The sequence below is a fragment of the Serratia sp. H1w genome (assembly GCF_000633355.1).
Taxonomy (GTDB): Bacteria; Pseudomonadota; Gammaproteobacteria; order Enterobacterales; family Enterobacteriaceae; genus Chania.
The window spans coordinates 1-5,016 of sequence record NZ_AYMQ01000146.1; the positions used below are offsets into that span (position 1 = coordinate 1).

The window sequence follows — 5,016 nt, forward strand, 5'->3', positions numbered from 1 at the left end:
AATTCAATCGGTATTGACAGTACCTGAAGGGGCGGAAGTGCTGATCGCCAGCCGCTTCCCTTATCTGACCGCCGAGCAACGTCGCGATGTTCTCGCGACCACAGAGATCGAGTCCGGCCACGCACTCGACAACGGTTCAGGATGGGCACGCCTCAACCTCTATGCGGCAGCCGGCGGTTACGGCGCGTTTAATGGCAACGTATCGATCTCCATGGATGCCAGCAAAGGAGGTTTCAATGCCTATGACGCCTGGAACAATGACATTGCAGGCAAGGGCAACTTCGTCAAAAACGGTTCCGGCATCCTCGAACTGAATGGAAATAACAGCTTCTCTGGCACCACCACTGTGGCCGGAGGGGCTCTGATCGTTAATGGCTACCATGGCAATTCTCCCGTCACGGTCGAGAAGGGTGCGTTACTCGGCGGCTCGGGCACAGTTGGCGCATTGCATGCACAATCTGGTGCCGTTGTCGCACCGGGAAACTCGATTGGCACCTTGCAAGTGGCTAATGACGTAGTCTTCCAACCGGGTTCGCGTTACGCGGTAGAAATTGCTGCCGATGGACGTAGCGACCTTATTCAGAGTTCCGGAGCAGTCTTGTTGAATGGCGGCGATGTCACCGTATCGCTTGAGAATAGCGGTAACCTGCTTAGCCAAAGCGAAGTGCATAGCCTGTTGGGTAAACAGTACAACATATTGACGGCGCAGCAGGGCATCAGAGGCCAGTTCGACAGCGTACAACCTGATTATTTGTTCCTTGGCACCACACTCAGCGCACAACCCAATCAGCTCATCCTGAACGTTGGCCGCAACGCCACCGGTTTCGCCGATGTTGCACAGACGCCAAATGAACGTGCGTTAGCAATGGCCGCAGATACCTTAGGTGCGGGTAATCCGGTATACGAAAGTATCCTGAGCAGCAGCACGCCATGGGAAGCCAGGCAGGCGTATCGTCAACTGTCTGGGCAAATTCATGCCGATATCGCCTCTGCTCAAATCAATGACAGCCGTTATCTACGAGAAACATTGAACGAACGTTTGCGCCAAAGTGAAGGGCTGACCCACACCTCCGACATCAAGGCCAACGATGGCGGCGCCTGGGCGCAGTTGCTGGGTGCCTGGGATCACGCATCCGGTGATACCAATGCCACAGGATATCAGGCTGCCACCTACGGGATCCTGATGGGATTGGATGCAACCTACGCCGCAGACTGGCAGTTGGGTGTGTCGACAGGCTATACCCGCACGTCACTTGATGGGGGTTACGGCTCTAACGCAAATAGCGATAACTACCATCTGGGGGTATATGGTGGCAAACAGTTTGGCGACCTGGCGTTACGTGCTGGCACTACCTACAGTTGGCACCGTATTGATACCTCGCGCAACGTCAACTATGAGTTCCAATCTGACAGACCTGATGCCAAATACAGTGCCCGGACGCAACAGGTCTTCGCTGAAGCTGGCTACGGTATCAAAGCTGCAAACGTTAGCCTGGAGCCTTTCGCCAACCTCGCCTATACCAATTTCCAGAATAACGGGATCGACGAGAATGGCGGGGCAGCAGCGCTGCATGGCGATAAACAACACACGGATGCCACGATCTCGACCCTGGGGCTGCGCGCCGATACCCAGTTGCAAGCCATCACGCTGCGTAGTGAATTAGGTTGGCAACACCAGTATGGCGATTTGGATCGCGGCATCGGCCTGATGTTCGATGGCAGCAGTTCAGCCATGGTGGTCAACAGCGTACCGGTATCTCGCGACGGCGCCGTGCTGAAAGCCAGCGCGGAACTGGCGGTAAGCCGAGATGCCACACTGTCGTTAGGCTATGGCGGTCTGATCTCACAAAATCATCAGGATAACCGCGTCAACGCCGGCTTTATCTGGCACTTCTAATTACACGATCAAAGCCCCTCTCTGCATAAAGAGAAGGGCCCAGATTGATGACAAGTGGCAATGTTGCTGAATTTGTAGGGGTCGAGCATGTTCGACCCTAGCCAACCCGCTGATTATCAAGCTTGGCGCGGTATACAGCGCCCCTACCTGTAAAGCAGTCTCGGAGTCAATGTCAAGCCACGTCAAGGGGCCTGACAAACCTTATCACTTAATTTACCTGGGCTTATCTTGAGCCAACGATCGCGATGACCTACGGTATCGGTAGCTTGAATGGATAACTAATCGACCGTAAAAAGGATAAGTCATCATGGTTAAGTCTTTGAGGGATCCGCTGATTGGGTTGCTGTGTTTGTCGACGGTGGGCTGTGCCAATATGAGCTCTGATGATATCGCTATCGGTACTGTGGTAGTCGGACTAGGAGCATTGGTCGCATTGGCACTGCTAAGTGACGGTGACGACGACAAGCACTATAAAGAGCCTCCCCGTAAAGAGCATGGCCACAAGGGTGGTGACAAGCATGGCTATGGCAAGGATCATGGGAAAGGTCATCCCGGACGTCGTTAATCCCTGGTGATTGACGAGACAACTGGCTCACTACATCGGGGCGCTACATATTATCAATGAAGGTAGGCAATAGCCGATGTGCCTGGCATAGTAATTGGCTCAACTAACACGATTAAGTAAAGCCAAGACGAGGCCCTGATGGCTGCCGTAAATCTCTGGACACGAGAACAACTGCTGGTAGCTTTTACGCTATACAGCCAGATCCCTTTTGGTAAATTACACGCCAACAACCCCGATATTATCCATTATGCTGGATTAATTGGCCGTACCCCTTCCGCATTGGCAATGAAGCTGGTGAACATTGCCAGTCTGGATCCGTTTATCGTTAACTCAGGCCGGCGTGGACTGACAGGGGCATCCAAAGCCGATCAGGCACTGTGGCAGGAAATGAACCTCGACAGTGAAACCTTTGAACGGCAGTGTCAATTGGCGATGACACAGTTGGAAGCACCGGTCACAGCCTTACATGACAGTGGTGTGGAAGACTTCAGTGGCAGAGAAAGAACCACCATCATCAATGCACGTATTGGCCAGCAACTGTTCCGCAAGCGGGTGTTGGATGCTTATGAAAACCGCTGTTGCCTGACCGAGATGGAAGAACCGATGCTGCTGGTCGCCAGCCATATCCGCCCTTGGAAGCATACCGTTGAACATCGGCTCAACCCCAACAACGGCTTATGTCTGTCCAACCTGCATGATAAAGCGTTCGATCGCGGATTAATCACCTTTAATGAACACCTTGAACTAGTGCTTTCACCGCGCCTTAAACGACTGAAAAGCGCCATCAGTGAAGAGAACTTTGCCAAATATGAAGGCCGTAAGCTGAGGCTGCCAATAGATTTCCCTCCAGACGCCGGCCAGTTGGCTTACCATCGGCAGAACATCTTTATCGCTAAAAACTGAAAAGCCCTGAGGATGACTCTCTCAGGGCGGTTGACTGAGCCGACTCAGTCTGTCGCAATCTTCAGATTTGCACACAACGCTTGCAGCCGCTCGCGTACCTCCTCATCGGGTTCATTATGCAAGCCCGACAGCAAAGCCTGTAACATATCGGGTGACCAGGCTGCCTGTGGCCATACTTCCAAAGCGTTCAGCGTCATATGCCGGTTACGGACCACCTCACTACATAACCCTACTGCCAACAATGACCAGCCCATGCCGGGGAATTTTTTGAGATCCTGCAGCACAAAATCCAGCGCCTGATGCTGTCGGTAAGCCAACCCTAGCCCCATCGCCGTTCCTGGACCGGAGGCTATAGCCACTAAATCCAATTGCTGTTCGGCCAGCGATATCACTCTGGCAATATGCTCTGGCTGGTCGGTCTGCATTAACTGATACCAGTTGTCATCTGTTGGATCTGCAGACTGTCGTGAGTAAACGGCCTCCCACGGATCCTGCTTACGCAACCGACTAGCGGCAACGGCCAGATTGAAAAGATACTTGTCACTCCCCTGCAAGTTATTGTCGATAACACCTGGCCATTGCGGCTGAGCCATAACCACATTGGTCAGTTCGGCCAATCGCCCGCACTGATCCTGAGTCCACATGGCATTCTCTGCGCCACTTTGTTCCTGTGCGAAACGTGCAATATCACCAGCCGCCAGATAATGTTGTATTTCTGCCGGAGGAGCCGCCAGCAAGCATTGCAGATAACATTCACAAGCCTGTTCGCCCTCCTCATAATCATACATATCCCGCGCCGGGCCGCCGTTAATTAACGCCTGCAAAATCTCCGCAGCTCCCAATAACTGCGCCTCATCGGGTTGCTGCTGGATTGCCTGGAACAGTTGTCCATGGGTAGCGCAATGCCAGGCGGTGTATTCATACATCACCGCGTTACGATAACCTTCGCAGATCAACCAATCGCGGCTTTGTTGCGTCAAGGGGGCCGGTAAACGCTCGATCAGTTGTACTCTTCCCCAGCCATAAGTCCGCTTCGCCAATGCAAGCCAGGCGCTTTCATACTCATCGGCGGGTAGCATTGACCCTAATGCCACTACCGCATAGAGTGTGAATTCATCATGCCCCCCCAGCACGTTGAGTATCTGGCAGTTTTTATGTGTCGGGAACAGGGCCAACAGCGCCATGGCTACCTTGACCACGTTACGATCCGGGCTTTCGGTAGCCAACCATTCTGCCAACGCCTGTAATTTGTTGGCAGGCAACTGCGGATCCTGCGCAACCTCAGACAGCAATGCATCGATGTAATCTAACGGAGTTTCCTGACACAGCAGATTATAGAGTTGCTCGACATTCTGCTGTTGCGGCTTACGCAACACACTTCTTAGTGCAACCATGATGGTCTCAACCGGCGCTCCATCATCGGTTTTCCCCCCATGATGACCAAAAACTCCATCAAGCGCCCCTGCCGACCAACGGATTTTGCCATCAATGGCCGGGGGCTCATCTGGCAAGGTTTCCGCTTCAGCGGGCAATGGCTCAGCACTATGCTGCCAAGGTACCAACCAACGATAAATTGCCGTACGATCGGCCGCCCAAGGTGCCGGGAAAGCCGTTGGAATATCCTTGCCAAATAAACGGTCATGTATTCAAT

At 53.1% G+C, this 5,016-nt stretch carries 4 protein-coding genes; 3 read left to right on the top strand and 1 reads right to left on the bottom strand.

The window, feature by feature from the left end; translation table 11 throughout:
- The 3 genes from U869_RS0127345 to U869_RS0127355 all read left to right on the top strand — a co-directional run.
- Nucleotides 1-1,897, top strand: a 1,897-nt coding sequence (locus tag U869_RS0127345) for an autotransporter outer membrane beta-barrel domain-containing protein (RefSeq protein WP_025122526.1), incomplete at its 5' end; no start/stop codon positions are given.
- Between the two features lie 307 nt (nucleotides 1,898-2,204).
- Nucleotides 2,205-2,462, top strand: a complete 258-nt coding sequence (locus U869_RS29780) for a hypothetical protein (RefSeq protein WP_025122525.1) — start codon at nucleotides 2,205-2,207, stop codon at nucleotides 2,460-2,462.
- 138 nt (nucleotides 2,463-2,600) lie between these two features.
- Complete coding sequence (locus U869_RS0127355; protein WP_025122524.1) at nucleotides 2,601-3,365, top strand: HNH endonuclease; 765 nt, start codon at nucleotides 2,601-2,603, stop codon at nucleotides 3,363-3,365.
- A gap of 44 nt (nucleotides 3,366-3,409) precedes the next feature.
- On the opposite strand, the gene U869_RS0127360 is transcribed toward U869_RS0127355, so the two are convergent.
- On the bottom strand, nucleotides 3,410-5,011 hold the full coding sequence (locus U869_RS0127360; protein WP_029988050.1) for a hypothetical protein: 1,602 nt from the start codon (nucleotides 5,009-5,011) through the stop codon (nucleotides 3,410-3,412).
- Between the last annotated feature and the right edge of the window lie 5 nt (nucleotides 5,012-5,016).